The sequence below is a fragment of the Acanthopleuribacter pedis genome (assembly GCF_017377855.1).
In the GTDB taxonomy this organism is placed as follows: Bacteria; Acidobacteriota; Holophagae; order Acanthopleuribacterales; family Acanthopleuribacteraceae; genus Acanthopleuribacter; species Acanthopleuribacter pedis.
The window spans coordinates 27,139-47,498 of record NZ_JAFREP010000004.1 but is presented as its reverse complement, the minus strand read 5'-3'; the positions used below and the strand labels follow the sequence as shown (position 1 = coordinate 47,498).

Here is a 20,360-nt window from a genome sequence, read left to right as displayed (position 1 = left end):
CGTGGGTCAGCCCGCGTTGCCGGTTTTGCTTCCCTGCAATTCGCTGAGTTCCTGGTCGATGAGGTAGTCTTCCAGGGCGTTGAGGTCGACGATCATCGAGACGCGTCCGTCGCCCATCACCGCCGCGCCGACAAACTTTTTGGTGAAAATCCAGGGGATGGCGCGCAACACCACCTTTTGCAAACCGATGATGGTATCGACCAGCAGGGCGAAAGGGCTGATGCGGCTTTCAATCGTGACCAGGATGCCGTTGGCCAGGCTTTGGAAATCGCCGCGGTACAAACCGCTCAAGCTGAGAATCGGCAGGATGTCTTCCTTGCGTTTGACGCATACGTTGCCGTTGGGTAGGCGACTCAAACAGGCCGTGTCGGGTCGGAAGGATCCTGAAATGCGTTCCATCGGGACGATGAACCGCTCGCCGCCGACTTTTACGACGAAACTTTCGAGGATTTGGGTGCCCACGGAGGAAGGGAGTTTGATGGTGAAGCGTGACCCTTTGCCGGGTTCGGTGTCCACCTCGATGGTGCCGCCGGCTTGCTCTACCCCTTTTTTAACCGCGTCCATGCCGACACCACGACCCGAAATTTCGGTGACCTGTTTCGCCGTGGAGAAACCGGATGAGAAAATGAAGTTCACGAGTAATTCATTGGTGACTTGGTCGTCCTCGCCGATGATGCCGTTGTTGACGGCCTTTTGGCGGATCGCTTCCAGATCCAAACCTTTGCCGTCGTCACGTACGGAAAGCACAACCATGTCGTTTTCTTCATGCATGGCGACCTCAATTTCGCCACTTTCCGGTTTGCCGTTGCTTCTGCGGATTTCGGGTGGTTCGATGCCGTGGTCTGCCGCGTTGCGGACCATGTGCACGAGCGGTGCTTCCAAGGTTTCGATGAGGCTGCGGTCGATACGGGTGTTTAAACCCGAAACAACCGCGTTGATTTGTTTGTCCTGAACCGAGGCGACGTCGCGCACAATGCGTTGCGTTTTTTGTAGCATGCCTTTGGCAGAGACTTTGCGGATCTCCATAATGCTGCGTTGCAAGTCGTCGGACAATTTGGTGAAGGTATTGATGACGCGCAGCAGTGATGAAGTAATTTGAATGCCCGCGTTGCTGTTGACCAGCTCCGCGTGGATGTAGCGGAACATTTCGTCGACCGCAATCAGTTCGCCGACAAATTCGAGGAAGGCGTCGATGGCTTCCTCCGAAACCCGCATGGAGCGCGCGGCTTCTTTGCTCTCGCGGCGTTCGGCCTCCGCGTTCGTTTTTTCGGCGGCGGCTTCTACCTCGACGGGTGGTGTCGGTTCGGGTATCGTCGCCGCCTCGGCGGGTGGCGGCTGGGTTATCGCCACTTCCGGTTTTGCTTCCCGCGCGGGCGCTGCAAGCGGTGGTTCCTGAACACCGGGTGGTGCCGCCTCGGCGGGTGCGGGAGTTGTTTCGGTCGCCGGCGTTTCAGAGGGTTTATGCCAACTCTGTTGTTCGGCCAACTGGTCGGCGGCTTCCAGCAGGGATTGGGTCAGCATGGGATCAAAACCGATGGTGTTGAAAAACAAATCGAATTCTTCGCTTGCCTGGTTCACCAGTTGCCGGGTTTCATCGGAAAGCGCCGCTTGGCTGAGTGCCGCGAGGTGCGTGCGGATTCGGCCCGCGCGTTCATTCTCCGCGAGTTTTTCGCCCAAATTCCCGGCCAATGCACGCAAACCTTCGATGGGGTGATCGGCATTGATATCTTGTTCTTTTGGCGAGGGTGTGGCGGCGGCCGCGCCCTCCGGTTGCTTTTTCGAAAGGGCGCTGAGAATTTGGCTGAGTTCCAGGAGGCGTTCGCGTTCATCGCTGCCCGTCAAAATCGGGGCGTTGGTAACTTTTTCGAGAATGGCGAAGCCGGTTTGCCACAGGTCTTGGGTATTGGTGGTAATGGCTGCCGCGCTGCTGGTGGTTTCCAAAATTTTGAGAACGCGGTCCAATGCCTTTCGGTAACTCGCCTCATTGAGGCTTTCGTTGCCCTCAATGCGGGTTCGGTCGAGAATTTCGATGATCTCGTCGACACCGGCGAGCAAGGCGTCGATGATGGCTTTGGTAACGGTGAGTCGGCCCTTGCGCAGCAGATCAAGCAGGGATTCAAGCTCGTGTGCCAGTGCCTTGAGCTTGAGCAGGCCGAAATAGGCGGCGTTGCCTTTCAGTGAATGAATCGGGCGAAACACCGATTCAAGGATGCCTAAATCGTTGGGGTTACTTTCCAGATTGACAAAGTACCCTGGGATGACCGCGAGTGATTCCATCGATTCATCGATGAAATCGATCATCATTTCTCGATCAATATCATAACCGTTGTCCACCGTATCCCCGCTTACGCCTCGGGTCGCATACCGCGAAGTTCACGCAGCTTCCGTTGCCAAGTCTTGAGTCGCTTTTCGATTTGTCCGATTGCTTCTTCTAATTCGGTCAAATCTTCTATTGGCTTAAATACAAATGCTTCCGCGCGCAGGCGCATGCAGGCGAGCGCGTTGTCGAGGGTGATGTAACCCGTGATGACAATGGTGCGGACCATGGGTAGTTGGTCGCGCAAATAACCCAGCAAACCGATACCGTCCATTTCGGGCATGAGGATGTCGGTGATGACCGCGTCGATGCGGCTGTTCTCCAAAATCTCAACCGCTGCTTTTCCGTTTTCCGCCGTGGCCACGGTGTAATCCAGCAAGGTAAAGTGGCGTGCCAAGAGATTGCGGATTTCGGCTTCGTCATCGACAATCAATAGATTGAGGCTCATAGGCGTTGCTCCTTCGATTTATCCAAGCGTTGGGGGTTTGGCGGGGTTGGGCAGGACGATGGAGAAACAGGCCCCGCCCCCGTCGATGTTACGCACCGTGAGCGCACCATTGTGCTCCGTGATGATGCCGTCGCTGACCGCCAAACCGAGGCCGGTGCCTTTACCGGGATCTTTGGTCGTGTAAAAGGGCTGAAAGATCTGATCGATTTTTTCTTCCGGGACGCCGGTGCCCGTGTCGATGAAGTGAATGCGGATGCGGTCGTTTTCCAGCTGGGTGACGATGCGCAGTTGTTTGGTGGGCGTATCGACCATGGCGTCGGTGGCGTTGACAATCAAATTCACAAAAACCTGTTCGAGCCGTTGCGCGTCGCCGTTGACGGTGGAAACGGCCATGTCGAAGTCACGAACCACCTCAAATTTATGTTTGAGCCGGTTGTTGCATAGGAGCAGCGCGTTTTCCAGTGATTGATGAAGGTCGACCGGAACCAAATCGCGCGTGTCGCTTTTGCGAGAGAACGATTTTAGGTGGTTGACGATGGAAGAGATACGTTTTACGCCATTGCGAATCCCCTGGGTCATCTTGGGAAAATCCTCGAGGATGAGGTTGATGCGGCGCGCTTTGTCGGGTTCGCTTTCCAGCAGGTGGCGCAGACCTTTTTCGATGGTAGGGATGCAGCGTTCCAGGGTTTGGGCGTTGCCGGAGATGAAGGTGGTGGGGTTGTTAATTTCGTGGGCGATGCCGGCGGCGAGCACACCCAGGGTGGCCAGGCGGTCCGAGTGAATCAGCATTCGGGCCCGTTCCTCCGCGAGGGATTCCATTTCCTTGGCGAATTCTGCCAATTGCCGGTTTTGATGGATGAGCTTGCGGTTGGATTCCACCAGGCGTTGACCGACTTTGATGCGACTGTGTAATTCGAGTGGGTCGAAGGGTTTGGTGATGAAATCATCGACGCCGGCGGCAAAGGCGGTGAGCACGTCTTTTTTCTCTTTGCGTCCGGTGAGGAGAATCAGGTGCAGGGGGCTCTCGCTCATTTCAATGCGGATTTTTTTACAGAGTTCAATGCCGGTGAGCCCGGGCATGTGCCAGTCGATGATGGCGAGGGCGATATCGGGGTTTTCCTGGATGGCCTGCCAGGCTTTTTCGCCGTCCACGGCGGTGACGCACGCGAAACCCCATTTCAGAACGTAACGTTCCAAAATACCGCAGGATACACGATCATCTTCGGCAACCAGGATCATCATGGCGTGCTTCCAAAAGTTGTAAATTCGAGGTGATAGCCGTCATTTTAGCATCAAAAACCTATGTGGCTGAGAAAAGTCCCGGTGTTGCCGAAGTTAATGCTGTAAGGATGAACCATAACCATGGTTATGTTTTTACTTGGTTGGAATCCTGAGCTGGGGCGTTTCTTGCGCCGTCCAGCAGTGAGAGACATGAATTGGCCCGGTTCTGGAAATCCCGGGGTTCAGGCAGAGAGGAAAACGGCTTTTAAAATCATGAACCAAGGTATGGTTAATGGTCGGCTTCGACGAAGACGACCCAGGGTTGGATGTCGCTGTCTTCGATTTGGGCGACGTGGCGCAGCGCGTCATCGCGGCTGGTGAATTGGCCGATGCGAACGCGCTGGAAGCCGTCGTCGGTTTCGCTGATAAAGACAGGTAAGTTGTGGAAAGCGAGGCGTTCTCGCATTGCCATCGCACGTCCGCGCTCTTGGAAGCTGCCGACCTGGAGCGACCAAAACCCTTGGTTAACCGGAATAGGTTTGGTTTGGCGTCGGTCGCGTTTTTTGGTCCAACCCTTAAAATCGTCGTTGGCCAGATACAGGGCCACCTGGGCGGTACCGGTGCCGATCAGGCCGATTTCCTTGGCGGCGCCCTTGGAGAGGTCGATGATGCGACCGCGCACAAAGGGACCGCGGTCGTTGATGCGGACCAAGACACGGCGGCCGTTGTCGCGATTAACCACCTCGACCAGGGTGCCGAAGGGAATGGTTTTATGGGCGGCGGTGAGGTCGTGCATGTTGTACCGCTCGCCGTTACTGGTTTTGCGGCCGTGGTACTTTCGACCGTACCAGGAGGCAATGCCTTTTTGCAGCAAGTCGCCCTCGCGTTTGCCCCGCATGGAAACGGGCCGTTCACCGCGTAGCTTAATTTCGCCGCGGCGGTTGACGTCCTTGCGACCGCCACAGCTCAGCATGGCGCCCAGCACCAAGCAGCACATTAACCAACCCATCCATTTGCGTTGCATGGTTTGCTTCAAACCAACCCTCCCGCCGGGTGTGTGTCTATAACCTATCATCTTTTGTCAGAGTCGTTAACATCCTTGGTCTGACACAATCTTGCGGCGCTTGGCTTCACCGGCTTTGAGCGTCTGGGCGAAACCTTGCATGCAATGCGGGTTAGCCCGCATTTCTCACGAGGATTCGTCGCGAGAAGCTGAAAGCCTTGTGAGTACGAAGATTACGACCGAGATACGGCACAGGGGGCCGACCTTTCGGCGTCGCAGCTGAGGCGGAGGCGGCTCGACCGAGTAATGCGGAAGGCCGCCCCCTCGTAATCGCATGGGTTGCCCCGTAGCAGAATTCCTTGTGAGAAATGCGGGCTAGTTATCGAGCCAGATTTCCCGAATCCAGCGTGCGAACGCCGTCATTTCCACCATGTAAAAACCCAGCGAGGGCTCTTTCCAAACGCCTATTTCCGTTCTCGAGTCGGCGCACTTTCTTGCTTGGTGCCGCACCTGGCCGGAGGTAAAGGGAATCTTTTCGGATACTTCGATGAGGAAGAAACAACCTTTTTGGCGCAAAAGCTGGTTGGCGTCCCAATGGCGTTCCACGAAACGAGGATGCACCGCCGCTTGGCCCAGGTACCACTGTCGGAATACCCGCATGTTAACCAGCCACACCCCGTCCCGGCAGGTCACCCCGATGCGCTGCCATGCATCCTGATGCTCGTGGACCTTGCGCTTCAATTTGAAGCTGACCAGCGGCAAACGGGTGAGGACCTCGTCCAAAAGGAACAAGCCGTCGCGCTGGAGCAAATCGCCCATGCCCTGCTCGGGGGGAATGGTTTGGAGGGTGATCCCGTCCCGGCTCGGAGGGGCATGCCGTTTGCGGATCACGGTTTTTTTGCGGCGCGGCGTTGCGCTTGGGCCGATCTGCTTGGAGCTAAAATCATTGGTCCAGCCGGCCGCACTAACGGCGCGTTCGTTTCTTGAAAAGCCGACAGGGTTCTTCGCGGTTTCGTCGGATGGTTCGGCGTTCTCTGGTGTCTCGTCGGATGGTTTGGTGTTCTTTGGTGTCTCGTCGGTTGGTTCTTTTTTGGTCATAGAGGTTGCAAGGTCACTTATTCGGTGTTGGGTTCCTGATCGGAGATGCAGGTATTTTCTGGGATCAGGTATGTAGGCGCATCGAGTAATTAACCGTGAATAAGAAAGTTACGCCTGATATTGATCCTAAGCCTAAGGCTGAGGGGTCGTCATCAATTTACCGATGCCACCGCGAAATACCTGTCATCCACGAATACAAAGCACCCCGCCTGGTACCTGGCTTAACAGGGCCTCGCTTCGGTACCTGCTCGACCTCTGTGCATAGCCGGGGGGATAAAGCTGAAAAAACTTTTCCGTTCGCTAGCTAGCGTGGGCTGACGCATGCCTTGTTAATGAAGCGGATCGGGAGGTTGTCACTGTACTCTTTTTCGAAGCACAAACGGACACGGTGCTTCGATACCCTGACCTCTGCTTCGATTAAACCGCCGTGGCTTTGTCCGTCTGTCACCACTTGGACCCTCCTTTTCTCCGGTTCAAGGATATCGAACTTGATGAAGGTGTCTTCCGGCAGGACCATGCTGCTGATGGGACAGGTGCGCGAGGCGGCCACCGGGGTAAGTGAAATGACCGGCGCGTGGATGGCCGCAATCATGCCGGTTACGTTGAAGCTGTAGGCGGTGGAACCAAGTGGGGTGGAAACAATCACACCGTCGCAAAGAACCGGGTTAATGTTCAAACTGTCGGATGCGATGGTGATGTTGACCTTGCAGGATTGCGGGGTCATGCGTTGCAAGTAAATGTCGTTGAGGCCGAAACCCTCGTGAATGGTGCCGTGCAAGTCGAGGGAGCGGACGTGCAACACGGGGAATTCCCACATGATAAAGGTGCCCTCGGCAATATTGCGGGCGTGGCGCTCCAAATCACCGCGGGTGCCGTTCATCATAAAACCGACGTTGCCGTAGTTGAGCCCGTAAAAAGGAATGTCCCAGTTGCTAAGACGGGCGGCGAAATGGATCATGGTCCCGTCGCCACCCAAGACGAGGAACAAATCGGTATCTTCCGACGGACGAATGAACTCGACCGCGTAACCGATCATGGATTCGACCTCAATCCCGTGGCGTTCCATGGCCGGAGTGATCTCTTCCATTGCCTTTTGGATGACGCGTGCTTTGACTGGATCGCGCGGATCCGCAAGAACGACGCACTTTCGAACCTTGAATCCACCCAGCATGGCTCGCCGTCCTCCTGTTTTTGAATGATCCATTCTCGTACAGCAAGGGTTCCGACGCAAGAAATGGATGGAATTGACCCGTTATCTTTGTCGCATCGCGTCAAGTTGTGGTGGCGGTTCCTCGTTTGCTTCGGTTTTTTAGACACAGCCTTTTAGGGTAATTATTCTAAATATACTCATGTTTTGAGATGGAATTTCGGATAACCATGCTTTTTTGAAGAGGGAATTCACAAGCGTGCGGCTGATTTATAGGTCGGTGCCGTTTTGCCGGCATTTAACCCGTCGTTTCGGGAACCAAGTCCTCCTCGGGGGTGACATCACCGAAGGGGAGCATGGGATGGGCGGGGGGTTTGGGTTTTCCAGGTTTCCGACCCGTTGTTTGGGTTGTGGGGGTGGCGGTTTCTTCGGCGAGTTCCGGTGGTTCGCCCCATTTGCTCGTGGGCCAGCCCTTAGCGCCGGGCGTGGCGGCCGCGCGCCAACTCCCGCGGGGAAAACCGAAGCGGGCGCTACCGGGACTGGTCGTTTCGACCCGCAACCACTCATCGAGACCGCACCCGAATAGCCAGGCCGGGTCGTTGGCCGTGAAAATGATTTGACGAGGTGGGTTGGTCTCGTCGTGAAAATCATCGACCCGGGTTATGAATCCACGCAACAGGTCCAGCACCTTTTCGGCTTGATCGGCGGGGAACGCCTGATCGAGATCGTCCCAACACAAAACGGGATGTTCGTCCTCGGCCGCGAGCGTGGTGAGTAGGTTTAAGGCGCGTCGCCCCGTGCTCGAAAGCGCGGCGGGTGGCAAGCGCAATCCGCTTTTGGCCTCAATGTCCACCTGACCCCCTGTGTCGATGTGAAAGCGAAGGCCTTCCTCGCAAAATGGGTCGAGACCGGCGGCGAGTTTTCCGAGTGCGCCTGAATCGCCCGGTGTTTTGGCGGCCTGTTGGTCCCGGCGGGACGCCCAGCGTCCGAGTTGGGCGCGGCTCGGGGCGTTGTCGGGAAGTTGGCCGGCTACCCAGCTTTGCATCTCCCGTGCGAGCAGCCAGGCCGTGGGGAAATCGCTGGGGCAACTGGAAAGTACCGTCGCTTTGAGGCCTTCGCCCAATACCTCGATGGGTTTGGCGGGGACGCGGTCGGGCACCAGGCTGATGACCTTGCCGGCTTTTTCGCGGCTGGTTTGGATAAAAAGCGTGTCTTTGGCGACGGGTTCGGTTAACAGCGAGGTACGCCAGTGGTTGGCGTGGGGAAAATGGAGTTGGTAGCCGTGGCGGTTCGGCGGCACCGGGCTGAGCTGTTCTTCTTCGATTTCGAAATGTCCCGGTTCGTCTTTTTTGGCGACCCATTTCAGGCGGAGTTGGTAGCGCAGGTGGTTGGCGGTAGCGCGCAGGTCGCGTCCGGTTTCGTCCACGCCGTTGGGATCAATCAGCACGTCGGCCTCGAATTCCAGTCGGGCCGCCTTGTTTTTGTGACGCAGGAGGGCGGCCCGTTCCGCCGTGTCAAACGGGGCGATTTGGGTCAGGGCACTGTCGAGCGAACCGCCCGCCAGTAACTGAAGGAGGCGGATCGCTTCGAGCAGGTTGGATTTTCCGGCGCCCGCCGACCCGCTGAGGCAGGTGAGTGGTCCGAAAAACACCTCGGTTTGGTGTAGGTTCTTAAAACCTTTTATGGAAAGGCGGGTGAGCATCGCTTGGTTCCGATCAGGGGCGCTTACTTCAGTTTGGCCATCACTTTTTTCATATCTTCCCAAACGTCGCGTTTGGCGACCGGGTTCCGCAAAATATACGCGGGGTGGAAGGTGGGCATCACCATCCAATCGCGCCAGTTAAAGAACTGACCGCGATGTCGGGTAATCGACATGTTGGCGCCCTTCAGAAACGAAAAGGGCGTGGCGCCCAGTGCAACGATGACCTTGGGGTTCACGAATTCAATTTGTTTCTCAAGGATCGGTGCGCAGGCGGCTACCTCGTCGGGTAGCGGTTTGCGGTTGTTGGGTGGGCGGCATTTGACAATGTTGGCGATAAACACCGTATCGCGCCGGTAACCCATGGCGTCGATGATCCGTTCCAACAGTTGGCCCGCTTTACCGACAAAGGGTCGGCCGGTGCGGTCCTCGTCAAAACCGGGTCCTTCGCCAATGAACATCAGATCCGCGTCGGGGTTGCCTTCCCCAAACACAAAATGGGTGCGGGTCGTGCCCAGCGCGCAAGCCTGACATTCGTGGAAGACTTGGTAGGTCTTGCGCAGGCATTCCACCTTGTCCGCCCCTTGAATGGCGTCGGCTTTGGCACGGTTGTCTTCTTTCTCCAGCAGCGGGCCTTGCACCATGTTCATGATCGACATCAGGTTGGCCGCGGCCTTGGGTGCTGGGGCCGGTGCGGCTTTCGCCGCCGGTTTGCGTTCCCCGAGTGGGTTTGGCGGGGGTGGTGCGGCGTGAATCGGGCGGGGTGGCGGGGCATGGGCGGCGCCCCGGGCGGCGGGCTGTTGCAGGTCGGCGAGCAAGGCGGCAAAAGGGCTTTCGTCGAGGCTCAAACTCTCGAAGCCGACCACCTCCATGTATTTGAGGTATTCCTGTAAATCCTGCAGAACCGCCATGGTTGCAAACCGCCCCTTTGCCGTTACCTGGATCCGAGATCCGGCTGCCATTCTAGCGCGATTTTCGGTGTCTCAGTTGTTTTTTGTCGGTGCGGGTGCGGCCGTGTGAGCGGAATGAAGGAATTCGGTAAATCGGCGGTGAGCAACGTGAGATTGGGGTGCGTTCTTGGTGATATTTATGTGTTTTATGCAAATTTATGAGAATAATATTGATTTTTATGTGGGATAGACCTACACTTCACAATTCCAACCCGGCCTCGTGCCGGTTTGTTGCAAGGCGCGCTTTTTTGATGCCGGCTTATTTTTAAGCAATCGAGTACCCATTCCCGGCGTGCCTTCCAAGTGACCAACGGCGTTTGCCGCTTAGCCTGGGGGCGACGAGCCAGGCGAAGGATCCCTTCATGAACCATCCGAAAAACGTGCGAGCCGCCTTATTCGGTGCCACCGGCTACAGCGGGCTCGAACTGATGCAACTGATCAAGAACCATCCCTTTATCGAGATCACCCACGCGACCAGCCGCAAAGCGGCCGGTTCGTGCTTAAGCGAGGTGTTCCCGACCTTGGAACGACGACGATTGTGTGCACCCGATGCGGTGGATCTTGCTTCTATCGACTTGGCTTTCCTCTGTTTACCCCATGGTGGCGATCCTGGCTGTTCGATGGAAGAGGCCGCGCGTTTGCGGGCCGCCGGCGTGGCCGTGGTGGATCTGAGCGGCGATTACCGTTTGAAGGATCTCAATGCCTACATGCGTTGGTACGGCTGCGCGCACCGTTATCCCGAGTTGGTCGACTCGGCCGTTTACGGTTTGAGCGAGTGGAACCGGGCCGCGGTGGCCGAGGCTGCTTTGGTCGCCAATCCCGGCTGTTACCCGACCTGTACCGCGCTTTCCCTGTGGCCGTTGTTCGGGGACGATCTGATGCGTTCCGGTTCGCTGGTGATCAACGCCATGAGCGGCGTTAGCGGCGCCGGCCGCGGGGCCAAGGTTGCCAACCTGTATGTCGAGGTTAACGAAAGCGCCAAGGCCTACAATCCCGGCCAAAAACACCGTCACTTACCTGAAATTCGCCAGACCTTAACCGCGATGGCCGGCCATTCTTTGGATCAGGAAGTGGTGTTTACCCCACACCTGATTCCGGTCAATCGCGGCATTTTAACCACGACCTATGTGCCGCTTAAACAGGGGGTTACCTTCCAGCAGTGCCATGCACGCTACCGCGATCATTACGATGCCGCGCCTTTTGTGCACGTGCTCAATGACGGCGAACAGGTGTGTTTGCGCCACGCCGTTGGGAGCAACCATGTGGTGATTTCTCTGCACCAGGCCGACGACCACGGTTTGATCGTTTGTGCCGCGATGGACAACCTGATCAAAGGCGCCGCCGGGCAGGCCTTACAAAACGCCAACATCATGTTGGGTTTCGCGGAAACGGAGGGCCTGTTATGAACATCGATGTCTTCAAATTAGGTGGCGGCGAATCAGACAACCAAGCCTTTCTGGCGCAATTGGCGCGCAATTTAAACGGTCATCCCCGTCCTTTTGTGATCATTCACGGCGGCGGCCGTGAGGTCGCCCAACTGCAGAACCGACTTGGTATTCAACCGTCCTATGTCGCCGGCCTGCGGGTCACCGACGGCGAAACCTTGAAAATGGTCGAAATGGTGCTGGTCGGGAGTGTTAACAAACGCATTGTGCGCACCCTGTTCAGCGGCGGCTTGCGGGCCGTGGGCCTGAGCGGTGCCGATATGGGCTTGCTGCGCGCGACCCGCAAAACCGAGGTCAAAGGCGAACCCGCCGATCTGGGTTTTGTCGGTGAGATATCCGGGGTGAACAGCGCTTTTTTGCGGGATCTGTTGGCCCAGGGTTTGGTGCCGGTGATTGCGCCAGTCGCCTTTGGCGAGGACGGCCATGCTTACAACGTCAATGCCGATTCGGTCGCGCTCGCCGTGGCCAAGGCCCTGGATGCGTACAGCTTAACCTTTGTGACCGACGTTCCGGGTGTGCGCGACGGCTCCGGTCAATGGTTGGATCAAATCACCACCGACGCGGCCCAAGACGCGATTCAGCAGGGTGTGATTCGCGACGGTATGATTCCGAAAATCGAAGCGGCGACCGGCGGTGTCAGCGCCGGAATTGCCCGCGTCCAAATCGGCGGCATTGAGCGGGCCACCGTGGTTTGTGGTTAGGGGGCGCACATGATTGCAACGTTGAAGGCACGGAGCCGTCGGGAAGCGGTCACCATTCGCCGCGCACAATTCGCGGATCGCGAGGCGATTCACAGCTTAATTCAACATTTTGCCCGCGCGGGTGAGATGTTGCCGGTGCCCTTGGACGGGATCGGCAATCAAGGTTTTCTGGTAGCCGAGGTCGACGGCGAGGTTGTGGCCTGTGGCGCGCTTAAGTTCTGGGAAGACGGCACCGTCGAAATTCGTTCCCTTGCCGTGGCGGCCCATATGGCCGGCCGCGGCATCGGCAAACTGTTGGTGCGGCAATTGGCGTCGGCGTGTCAGGTGGCACTGCCGAACGGGGTCATGCCGCAATTATTCGCGCTCACCCTCAAACCGGCGTTTTTTCTCAAGGTGGGCTTTGACATCGTTCCGCGCGGCATGTTTGCCGCCAAAGAACGCGGTGATTGCGTGGCCTGTCCTTTTAAGGATGCGTGCCGCGAAATCGCCGTGTTGTGGCGCGGATCCTTTTGATCCGGTGGTACCCACCTTTGCCTCGTCTCTTTTTATCTGCCACGCGTGTGTGGCTAAGCATTTTGAGGTTTTCCCATGACCATTGCGCAAGCCATTGCAGCATTTGATTCTGATATCTTCCAAGAGGGTGCCGCCATTCCTTACCTGCCCGCGGGATTCCAAGCGAGCGGTGTGGCGGCCGGCATCAAAAAAACGGGTGACCGCGACGTAGCCCTCTTTGTCTCCAAGCGTGATTGTGCCTTGGCCGCGGTGTACACCACCAACCAAGTGCAGGCGGCACCGATCCGCGTTTCCAAACAACACCATGCCGCCGCGCCGTCGCGCACCCGTGCCGTGGTGCTCAACAGCGGCAACGCCAACGCCGTGACCGGCGCTTTTGGTGAGGCCGTGGCCCGCGAGATGGCTCGCCAAACCGCGGCCCACGTGGTTTGCGAGGCCGAGCAGATCGTGGTCATGTCAACCGGGGTGATCGGGGTCCAGCTTCCCCGTCAAAAAGTGCTCGCCGGCATTACCCAGGCCGCCAAACGGTTGTCGCCCGCGGGGGGCGGTGACGCCGCCGAGGCCATGCGCACCACCGATACCTGCATTAAGTTTCACGCTGTCAAAGGCGAGGGCTACCACCTGACCGGCTATGCCAAAGGCAGCGGCATGATCCATCCCAACATGGCCACCATGCTCGCCGTGGTGATGACCGATGCGGCCGTCCCGCAACCCGAACTGCAGGCCTGTTTGCAACGGGTCAACCAAAAAACCTTTAACTGCATCAGTGTCGACGGCGACATGAGCACCAACGACACCGTGGCGGTTTTGGCCAACGGCGCAACGGGTGTCACCCCCGACCTCGCCAAATTTGAAGCCCAACTAACCGAAGTGCTCACCAGCCTGGCCACCCAAATCGTGGCCGACGGTGAGGGTGCCACCAAGATGGTCACCCTCGACGTGGAAGGCACCGTCGACGACGCCGCGGCGCAACGGATCGGCAAGGCGGTGGCCACCTCGATGTTGTTCAAAACCGCGATCCACGGGGAGGACGCCAACTGGGGTCGGGTCTTGGCCGCGCTCGGCGCCGCGGGCGAACCCTTCGATCCCGACCGCGTCGACCTGTGGTTCGGCGGGCAACAAATGTTGGAAAACGGGCGTGCCCTCCCCTTCAGCGAAGCCGTCGCCCAACGGGACCTCTCCGAAAAAGGCGTCTCGGTCCGTCTGGCCCTCAACGGTGGCAGCGGCGCCGCCCGCATCTGGACCACCGACCTCAGCGCGGAATACGTCGCCATCAACGGTTCCTACCGCAGCTAGTTTGCAAAACAAGGGGCTTTTTGGGTTTCCCGTGGACGCTGTTTCATCCCAAACCCGCATTTATCACCAAGCGTTTTGCTACCGAATTGAAAAAGCTGCGATGACGAGAGGGCGGCTCGACCGAGTAAGTCGGAAGGCAAACCCTCGTAATCGCATGGGTTGCCCCGTAGCAGAAGTCCTTGTGAGAAATGCGGGCTTGACAAGAACTGAAGGCCAAGACCCACGGGTAGGCGGGGGGAAAATTCGTTTCCCGCTCCGCCGGACTTTGACGCCTCGTTAAGGTGGCGATGCACGATCAGTTGAGCTATTCTTGCCAGGTCCTATTTTTTCGCGAATCACTGACCACGCCCCGTCAGGCCGCGCGGTTTGTCTGCTTTTCCAGGTCCCCTTCTTTTCGCCTGTTCGCTGGAAAATCGGATTCGGCGTCTGCTCCTCCTCCCCTCGAGCCGATTCCGGTGGTTCGTTTCCATCCATGCCATTCGCCTGACGGACTTATCTCACTGTCGGGGTAAACCTTCATGAATATTTTAGTGACCGGTGTTGCCGGTTTCATTGGCTCGCACATCACCGAGAAACTGCTCCAAGAGGGGCACGAGGTGTTCGGCATCGACAACCTCAACGACTACTATTCGCCCCAGCTCAAACACGCGCGGCTGCAACGGCTGCAACGCTACGAAAACGGGCAGATCGAGAACTTCGACATTGTCGATACCAAGGCGCTTAAGGCCGCGTTCCAACGTTTTCGCCCCGACCTGGTTTTGCACCTCGCCGCCCAGGTCGGTGTCCGCTATTCCATTGAAAACCCAGCGGTATACGGACAATCCAACCTGGTTGGGTTTCTCAACATCCTCGAATGTTGTCGTGCCATGCAGGTTGATCGTTTGGTGTATGCTTCGTCCAGCAGCGTTTACGGCGGCAACCCGGACCTGCCCTACAGCGAAAAACAATCGGTAGACCATCCGGTTTCGCTTTACGCCGCCACCAAAAAAGCCAACGAACTGATGGCCCACAGTTACACCCATCTCTACGGCTTGCAAACCATCGGCCTGCGCTTCTTCACCGTTTACGGACCTTGGGGCCGACCCGACATGGCCGTGTGGCTTTTCTCCCAAGCCATCCTGCAAAACAAACCGATCCAGATCTACAATCACGGCGACATGGCCCGTGATTTCACCTACATCGACGACATTGTCGCCGGTATCCACGCCGCCCTGTTCCGCGGCGGTCTCGATCCCTACGAAATCTTTAACCTCGGCAACCACCAACGCGAGAAGCTGATGCATTTGGTTGGTTGCATTGAAGAAGCGATGGGCCGCAAGGCGGAAAAAGAACTGATGCCGATGCAGGCCGGCGACATGAAGGAAACCTACGCCGACATCGAAAACGCTCGTGCCAAACTCGGCTTCGAACCGCAAACCGAACTCGGGGTGGGGATTCGTCGTTTCGTATCCTGGCTGCTCGCCAATCCACAGTTCCATGGCTTCTGACGGCTAGGATGGTTGGGGATGAGAATCCCGCGGTTTTTGGGCTGCTTGGCTTGGTATCCGTTATTTCTCAGGATCTCTGGATGAATTGAAGATGGGCGGGGAGGAGTTTTTCCCTTTTGAGATGGATTGCGCATGTGGATAAGGCCGTAACTTCGTTCATCTTCTTTAGCTGATACATGGCTTCATCCACGCGAAACGCATAAATCCAAAGTGTTAAAGATGCCTGTCCCCCCATTGTTGCTTAGGGCGATTTCGATGGATCAGAAAATGAGTGAGCTACGTTCGAAGAATAGTGATCGAGGTGGACCCATTCATCCGCGGCGCCTCTTTGCACGGTCGTTCCAAATAGTGGCCCGCCTATCCTGTATCTATCCTGCATTCCTAAGAAATAAAGAAGCCAAACCAAGTCAAGGGTTTACAGGTGACTGTCCCCCCAATGTTTTAGCCAAAATCCCTCACACTTATCGCGCCTCTTAGGTAAAAACCCTGCCATAAAATAGTGGGGAAAGGGGTCCCGTTCCCCTTATCCAACAAGGTGGCGCGTTTCTTTTTGCTCAGCCTTGTTGTTCGCTATGGCGCCTGAAATTTTTTTCTAAGGCGCATGAGCACGACATAGGGCTGATCGTCGTCACCGAGATCGTGGGGGGAATCCTCGAACAAGTTCACCTTGAAAAGCCGCTCCAAGTTGCCGATGTTTTTGCGTGGCGTCACAAACATGACCAAGCCTTGGTAGGTATCGACCAGTCGGCTGATGCGGCAAATGATGCGTTGGTTTTCAAGTTGGCGACCGCTGGTATCGAAAGGGACAAAACCCATAACGCCGACCTGAACAAAAACCAAATGGTCAAAGGCCATGATGTTGAAAATGGTGCCTTTCGAATTGATCAGAGTGAACCGTGCTTTGTGATCCGTCGGTTCGATCGCTTCATAATCTTTGGGGGTTAAGGCCTGGGGGAACTTGATTGCTTGATAGGGCGTCGGTTTTCCTTTTTCATAAGGGTTTAGCCTGGCAAAACTCGAAAAATGGGCGCTGCCCAGCCAAAAGTGATCGCCTACTTGAGTGAGGGTGGTATTGATTTTTGATCCAAAAATCGCTTCATGATTCGTGTCTTTCAGAGAAAGCACCCGATCAAGAGCCACACCGCGAACACGCTTGGGTGTGTCCCAATCGACCTTCAAGGCGACTGCTTGAATGTCGGGTTGTTTTTGAGATGTGACATTGCCGAGAATCAATGTGTCTGGCTCCGGCCAGGCAAATGAAGCGCCGGTTGCGTTCATTTGATGGGGGTTTAATTTGGCGTTGATATTTAGATCAAACACAAATGTCCCGTCCGGTTCAAAGACCAAAATGGCGCCCTTATACAGATCCCAAAAGGCGACCCGGTTGTCGAAAATGCGTGTACCAAAGGCGATGCGTTGAACTTCGCCTGGACCACTCCCATTTGGCGCCACCGTGCGATCAAAGCCCCCGTCTCGGTGGTAGCGAAGGATCTTCGTCCCCCTATCATTGGTCATCAAAAAGCCGGAATGGGTCATGACGACGGTATTGGGTGCCTCGAACATCGCGTGGTCGTTTTGTTCAAGCGGGAATACGTCCTCGAATTCTAAAATGTCAATAAAGGATGTTACGTCGGAAAATAATTGAGATCCCTTGCGTGTCGATGCCGGTTCCGTTTGGCACGAACAGCAGAGAAGCAGCAGGAGGGCAATGGTTGGTGCAGTCTTCATCACATTTGACTACAAAAGCTTTCGCAGTTGGCTTCGATGTTGTCACAAGGGTTGCCAAACCCTCCTGTACAATCGTTCCAATACCATGTGTGACAAGTGTTACCTTTGTAACTTTCGGGAACACAAAATAAGGATTCGCAGCGGTAATAAATAACAATGCAATGGCATTCACATCTGAATTCAGCTTCTCCCCCATGTTGGTTGAAATACACGCCAAACTGTTGGCCAAGAATGGTGTTTGGGATGAGTAGGGTTAAATATAACATTACAAAAAATCTCATTGTTATTTTCATATTGATCCTCTTTGATGTTTTAAGTAGTTGATAATTAAGGATTTAATTAGAGGCGTGGCTGGGTGTTTTGCGGGTGTTTCGATTTAATATATTTCCTTGACGGGATATATGCTTGCCTGATTCGAGGCAAAGGGAATTTGACTGTTGGGTGGATTTTTGAATTAGAAGGAGTTGTGTTATCGGGTGAACGGTATCATTTTGAAAAAATGCATGCAATTCGAAAATCACGAGAAGGAACTTAAGGGAATCTTGATTTGGGACCTTGGGAGTAAAGGGAATACACGAAGATATCATAGGACCTGAGCTTAGCGATTCACCGAACTGCAAGGGCGCGCCAGAAATAGCAAAAGGCTCTTTTTGTTATGGGTTATAGGCAATTACCACAAAAAACCTATCCCACCCAATGGGTGACAAAAAGAGCTAGACGAAGAGTGTTAAAGATGCCTGTCTCCCCATAGAGTGTTAAAGACGTCTGTCCCCCCATTGTTGCCTAGGGGCGATTTCAATGGACCAAAAAAACGAGTGAGCCACGGTCAAAGAATAATGATCGAGGTGGACCCTTTCATCCGCGGCGCCTCTTTGCGCGGTCGTTCCAAATAGTGGCCCGCCTATCCTGTATCTATCCTGCATTCCTAAGAAATAAAGAAGCCAAACCAAGTCAAGGGTTTACAGATGCCTGTCCCCCCATTGTTGGTCCCTCCATTGTTGTCACTGGTTTGATTGCCCGCCGCCATCAATCCATCTTCAAACCATATCGAACAAACGCCCTATGCCCTGGCGGGTGTTTCCTAACCCACCTTCCGCACATTTGGGGTGACCCACGCTCCATTTCCTTGTTGCGCGGCTGGGCGCATCGCCTTATAGTTCCTAAACAGGACTCGCTAGGTCCTATTTAGTAGGGGGTTTCATGCTGCGCTTGCCCAAATCCGTTGATTACGGTGTTTTGATTCTGTTGACCTTGTTTGAGGCCGACAGCGATACACCCTTGAGCGCCCAGCAAATTGCCGAAACCTGTGGGTTGCCCCACCAGCAGGTCGCCAAACTCCTGAAAGTGTTGCAACGCCAGGATGTGGTTTCTTCGACGCGCGGACCGCGCGGCGGTTATGCGCTAAAGGTGGATGCGGGCTCCATGAACCTGTTGGCGGTCCACCGCCTTATCGAAGGACCGCTGACCGTTACCGAGTGCATGAATCCCGAGGATTGCCAATGCCGCGCCATGGCCTCCTGCCGCCTTCGTCCCTACATGGAAGCGGTCGACCGCGCGTTGCAACAAGCCCTGGAAGGGATTACCTTGGCCGCGATTAGCGAATCGAGACCGGTTTTTGCCGGATGGAGCTTGGCGGTATGACGACGCAGGCGGTAAAGACCCCGGTTTATTTGGATTACCACGCGACCACCCCGGTCGACAAACGCGTGTTCGACGCCATGCACCGTTATTTTTGCGAGGAATTTGGCAACGCGGCCAGCAGTGAACACCGCTTTGGTTGGATGGCCGAGGCCGCGGTGAAACAAGCGCGCCAAACCATTGCCGAAACCCTTTCGGCGCGTCGTCCCGCCGAGATCATCTTTACCAGCGGCGCCACCGAAAGCAACAACCTCGCGATTCTGGGTGCGATGCACGCCAACGCCCACAAGGGCGACCACTTGATTTCCGTGGTCACCGAACACAAAGCGGTGCTGGATCCCTGCGCTTTTTGGGCGCAGCAGGGTGGCCGCGTCACCCTGCTCCCGGTAAACCGACAGGGTTTGATTGATTTGGAAGCTTTGGAAGCGGCCATTGATGAAGGCACGGTCCTTATTTCCGTCATGGCGGCCAACAATGAAATTGGCGTCTTGCAAGATCTCAACGCCATCGGCGCCCTGGCCAAACGACGCGGTGTTCTGTTTCATACCGATGCGGCCCAGGCGGCCGGCAAGATCCCGCTGGATGTCGAAGCGATGGGCATCGACTTGTTGTCGGTTTCGGCGCATAAGTTTTACGGACCCAAGGGGGTCGGTGCCCTGTATGTGCGTCGCCGCAACCCGCGCGTTCGTTTGCAACCGCTGCTTTTCGGCGGCGGCCACGAGGAAGGTTTGCGGTCCGGCACCTTAAACGTGCCAGGCATCGTTGGTATGGCCAAGGCGCTGGAATTGGCCGCGGCCGAGATGGACGCCGAAAGCACACGCCTCGCCGCCTTACGTGATCGTTTGTGGCACCAACTGCAAAAAACCGTGGCCGATATCGAAATCAGTGGCTGTCCCGAACGGCGCTTGCCCGGTAACTTGCATGTGCGCATTGCCGACGTTGAACCCGAAAAATTGTTAACCGCGCTGAAAGATGTCGCGCTTTCCTCGCGTTCCGCCTGTACCTCCGCCTCCCAAGCGCCCAGCCACGTGATGGCCGCGCTTGGTCTGGACAGGGAGCGCTTGCAGGCGGCCGTGCGCTTCGGTTTGGGCCGTTTTACCACCGAGGCCGAAATCGATTATGTTGCCACGCGTGTGGCGGAAACCGTTGGCGACCTGCGTCGCGAGAACACGGTCGGAAAAAATACGTAAACACCAATTACCAAAGCATTTTAAGGAGTGGACCATGATCACACTAACCGATGCAGCCCAAAACGAACTTGACCGCATCTTGCAAAACGAAGGAAAAGGCAACAAAGGCATCCGCTTGGGTGTTAAAGGCGGCGGTTGTTCCGGCTTCACCTACGTGATGGACTTCGCCATCGAGGAACGCGAGGGCGACCAACTGTTCAACACCCAGCGCACCCCGGTTTTTGTCGACCCCAAATCGCTGGAGTTCCTGGATAACCTGGAGATCGACTTCTCGTCCGATCTGCTCAACCGCGGCTTTAAGTTCCGCAACCCCAACGCCACCAAATCCTGTGGTTGCGGCACCTCCTTCGCCGTATAACCCCGCGACCCACGAAAAGTTGATCTGAAAAACCCAGGCGGCGTCTCCGCTTGGGTTTTTCTTTTTTTGGCGCACCCGTGGTCGGAAGAACCCGGCCGGCATGGGGTATACTGCGCCATGC

18 protein-coding genes are annotated in these 20,360 nt (G+C 56.1%); 8 read left to right on the top strand and 10 right to left on the bottom strand.

Annotated elements, in window-relative coordinates:
• Positions 1-6 precede the first annotated feature (6 nt).
• From J3U88_RS05170 to J3U88_RS05135, 8 genes are all read right to left on the bottom strand, one after another.
• On the bottom strand, positions 7-2,334 hold the full coding sequence (locus J3U88_RS05170) for an ATP-binding protein (RefSeq protein ID WP_207857316.1): 2,328 nt from the start codon (positions 2,332-2,334) through the stop codon (positions 7-9).
• 11 nt (positions 2,335-2,345) lie between these two features.
• Positions 2,346-2,765 (bottom strand): response regulator, encoded by a 420-nt coding sequence (locus tag J3U88_RS05165; RefSeq protein WP_207857314.1) that lies wholly within the window; start codon positions 2,763-2,765, stop codon positions 2,346-2,348.
• An 18-nt stretch (positions 2,766-2,783) separates the two neighbouring features.
• Positions 2,784-4,007 carry a hybrid sensor histidine kinase/response regulator gene (locus tag J3U88_RS05160; RefSeq protein ID WP_207857312.1) on the bottom strand — a complete coding sequence of 408 codons (1,224 nt, stop codon included), beginning with the start codon at positions 4,005-4,007 and terminating at the stop codon, positions 2,784-2,786.
• A gap of 268 nt (positions 4,008-4,275) precedes the next feature.
• Positions 4,276-5,022: a septal ring lytic transglycosylase RlpA family protein gene (locus tag J3U88_RS05155; RefSeq protein ID WP_207857311.1), complete on the bottom strand. Its 747-nt coding sequence runs from the start codon at positions 5,020-5,022 to the stop codon at positions 4,276-4,278.
• A 342-nt stretch (positions 5,023-5,364) separates the two neighbouring features.
• Positions 5,365-6,087 carry a hypothetical protein gene (locus J3U88_RS05150; protein ID WP_207857309.1) on the bottom strand — a complete coding sequence of 241 codons (723 nt, stop codon included), beginning with the start codon at positions 6,085-6,087 and terminating at the stop codon, positions 5,365-5,367.
• A gap of 304 nt (positions 6,088-6,391) precedes the next feature.
• Entirely contained in the window at positions 6,392-7,258 is an 867-nt protein-coding gene (locus J3U88_RS05145) for an NAD(+)/NADH kinase (RefSeq protein ID WP_207857307.1), read from the bottom strand.
• A gap of 274 nt (positions 7,259-7,532) precedes the next feature.
• Positions 7,533-8,936: an AAA family ATPase gene (locus J3U88_RS05140; protein ID WP_207857305.1), complete on the bottom strand. Its 1,404-nt coding sequence runs from the start codon at positions 8,934-8,936 to the stop codon at positions 7,533-7,535.
• A gap of 23 nt (positions 8,937-8,959) precedes the next feature.
• Complete coding sequence (locus tag J3U88_RS05135) at positions 8,960-9,844, bottom strand: uracil-DNA glycosylase (protein WP_207857304.1); 885 nt, start codon at positions 9,842-9,844, stop codon at positions 8,960-8,962.
• A 401-nt stretch (positions 9,845-10,245) separates the two neighbouring features.
• Between J3U88_RS05135 and argC the strand changes: the two genes are divergently transcribed.
• From argC to J3U88_RS05110, 5 genes are all read left to right on the top strand, one after another.
• Positions 10,246-11,289 carry an N-acetyl-gamma-glutamyl-phosphate reductase gene (gene argC / locus J3U88_RS05130; RefSeq protein WP_207857303.1) on the top strand — a complete coding sequence of 348 codons (1,044 nt, stop codon included), beginning with the start codon at positions 10,246-10,248 and terminating at the stop codon, positions 11,287-11,289.
• Positions 11,286-12,029, top strand: a complete 744-nt coding sequence (gene argB, locus J3U88_RS05125; protein WP_207857302.1) for an acetylglutamate kinase — start codon at positions 11,286-11,288, stop codon at positions 12,027-12,029. The genes argC and argB overlap by 4 nt, the downstream gene beginning before the upstream one ends.
• Before the next feature lie 9 nt (positions 12,030-12,038).
• Positions 12,039-12,542, top strand: a complete 504-nt coding sequence (locus tag J3U88_RS05120; protein ID WP_207857301.1) for a GNAT family N-acetyltransferase — start codon at positions 12,039-12,041, stop codon at positions 12,540-12,542.
• A gap of 75 nt (positions 12,543-12,617) precedes the next feature.
• Positions 12,618-13,838, top strand: coding sequence for a bifunctional glutamate N-acetyltransferase/amino-acid acetyltransferase ArgJ (argJ, locus tag J3U88_RS05115; RefSeq protein WP_207857300.1), 1,221 nt, complete (start codon positions 12,618-12,620; stop codon positions 13,836-13,838).
• 518 nt (positions 13,839-14,356) lie between these two features.
• Positions 14,357-15,325 (top strand): NAD-dependent epimerase/dehydratase family protein, encoded by a 969-nt coding sequence (locus tag J3U88_RS05110; protein ID WP_207857299.1) that lies wholly within the window; start codon positions 14,357-14,359, stop codon positions 15,323-15,325.
• A gap of 570 nt (positions 15,326-15,895) precedes the next feature.
• On the opposite strand, the gene J3U88_RS05105 is transcribed toward J3U88_RS05110, so the two are convergent.
• Together J3U88_RS05105 and J3U88_RS05100 are read right to left on the bottom strand one after the other, a co-directional pair.
• On the bottom strand, positions 15,896-16,645 hold the full coding sequence (locus tag J3U88_RS05105) for a hypothetical protein (RefSeq protein ID WP_207857298.1): 750 nt from the start codon (positions 16,643-16,645) through the stop codon (positions 15,896-15,898).
• Between the two features lie 292 nt (positions 16,646-16,937).
• Complete coding sequence (locus tag J3U88_RS05100; protein ID WP_207857296.1) at positions 16,938-17,225, bottom strand: hypothetical protein; 288 nt, start codon at positions 17,223-17,225, stop codon at positions 16,938-16,940.
• Between the two features lie 1,028 nt (positions 17,226-18,253).
• Between J3U88_RS05100 and J3U88_RS05095 the strand changes: the two genes are divergently transcribed.
• Genes J3U88_RS05095 through J3U88_RS05085 form a run of 3 tightly spaced genes read left to right on the top strand, consistent with a single transcriptional unit; the run spans position 18,254 to position 20,239 of the window.
• The gene (locus J3U88_RS05095) at positions 18,254-18,694 is read left to right on the top strand and encodes an RrF2 family transcriptional regulator (protein WP_207857294.1); all 441 of its coding nucleotides are present in this window, start codon (positions 18,254-18,256) and stop codon (positions 18,692-18,694) included.
• Positions 18,691-19,881 carry a cysteine desulfurase family protein gene (locus J3U88_RS05090; RefSeq protein WP_207857293.1) on the top strand — a complete coding sequence of 397 codons (1,191 nt, stop codon included), beginning with the start codon at positions 18,691-18,693 and terminating at the stop codon, positions 19,879-19,881. The genes J3U88_RS05095 and J3U88_RS05090 overlap by 4 nt, the downstream gene beginning before the upstream one ends.
• A gap of 34 nt (positions 19,882-19,915) precedes the next feature.
• A complete protein-coding gene (locus tag J3U88_RS05085; protein ID WP_207857290.1) occupies positions 19,916-20,239 on the top strand; it encodes a HesB/IscA family protein in 324 nt (107 codons plus the stop codon).
• Positions 20,240-20,360 lie beyond the last annotated feature (121 nt).

What these genes read in the sequence shown, in the direction of transcription:
- J3U88_RS05165 (WP_207857314.1), bottom strand. Translation starts at nt 2,765, where the DNA reads ATGAGCCTCAATCTATTGATTGTCGATGACGAAGCCGAAATCCGCAAT.
- J3U88_RS05160 (WP_207857312.1), bottom strand. Translation starts at nt 4,007, where the DNA reads ATGATGATCCTGGTTGCCGAAGATGATCGTGTATCCTGCGGTATTTTG.
- J3U88_RS05150 (WP_207857309.1), bottom strand. Translation starts at nt 6,087, where the DNA reads ATGACCAAAAAAGAACCAACCGACGAGACACCAAAGAACACCAAACCA.
- J3U88_RS05145 (WP_207857307.1), bottom strand. Translation starts at nt 7,258, where the DNA reads ATGCTGGGTGGATTCAAGGTTCGAAAGTGCGTCGTTCTTGCGGATCCG.
- J3U88_RS05140 (WP_207857305.1), bottom strand. Translation starts at nt 8,936, where the DNA reads ATGCTCACCCGCCTTTCCATAAAAGGTTTTAAGAACCTACACCAAACC.
- J3U88_RS05135 (WP_207857304.1), bottom strand. Translation starts at nt 9,844, where the DNA reads ATGGCGGTTCTGCAGGATTTACAGGAATACCTCAAATACATGGAGGTG.
- argC (WP_207857303.1), top strand. Translation starts at nt 10,246, where the DNA reads ATGAACCATCCGAAAAACGTGCGAGCCGCCTTATTCGGTGCCACCGGC.
- argB (WP_207857302.1), top strand. Translation starts at nt 11,286, where the DNA reads ATGAACATCGATGTCTTCAAATTAGGTGGCGGCGAATCAGACAACCAA.
- J3U88_RS05120 (WP_207857301.1), top strand. Translation starts at nt 12,039, where the DNA reads ATGATTGCAACGTTGAAGGCACGGAGCCGTCGGGAAGCGGTCACCATT.
- argJ (WP_207857300.1), top strand. Translation starts at nt 12,618, where the DNA reads ATGACCATTGCGCAAGCCATTGCAGCATTTGATTCTGATATCTTCCAA.
- J3U88_RS05110 (WP_207857299.1), top strand. Translation starts at nt 14,357, where the DNA reads ATGAATATTTTAGTGACCGGTGTTGCCGGTTTCATTGGCTCGCACATC.
- J3U88_RS05095 (WP_207857294.1), top strand. Translation starts at nt 18,254, where the DNA reads ATGCTGCGCTTGCCCAAATCCGTTGATTACGGTGTTTTGATTCTGTTG.
- J3U88_RS05090 (WP_207857293.1), top strand. Translation starts at nt 18,691, where the DNA reads ATGACGACGCAGGCGGTAAAGACCCCGGTTTATTTGGATTACCACGCG.
- J3U88_RS05085 (WP_207857290.1), top strand. Translation starts at nt 19,916, where the DNA reads ATGATCACACTAACCGATGCAGCCCAAAACGAACTTGACCGCATCTTG.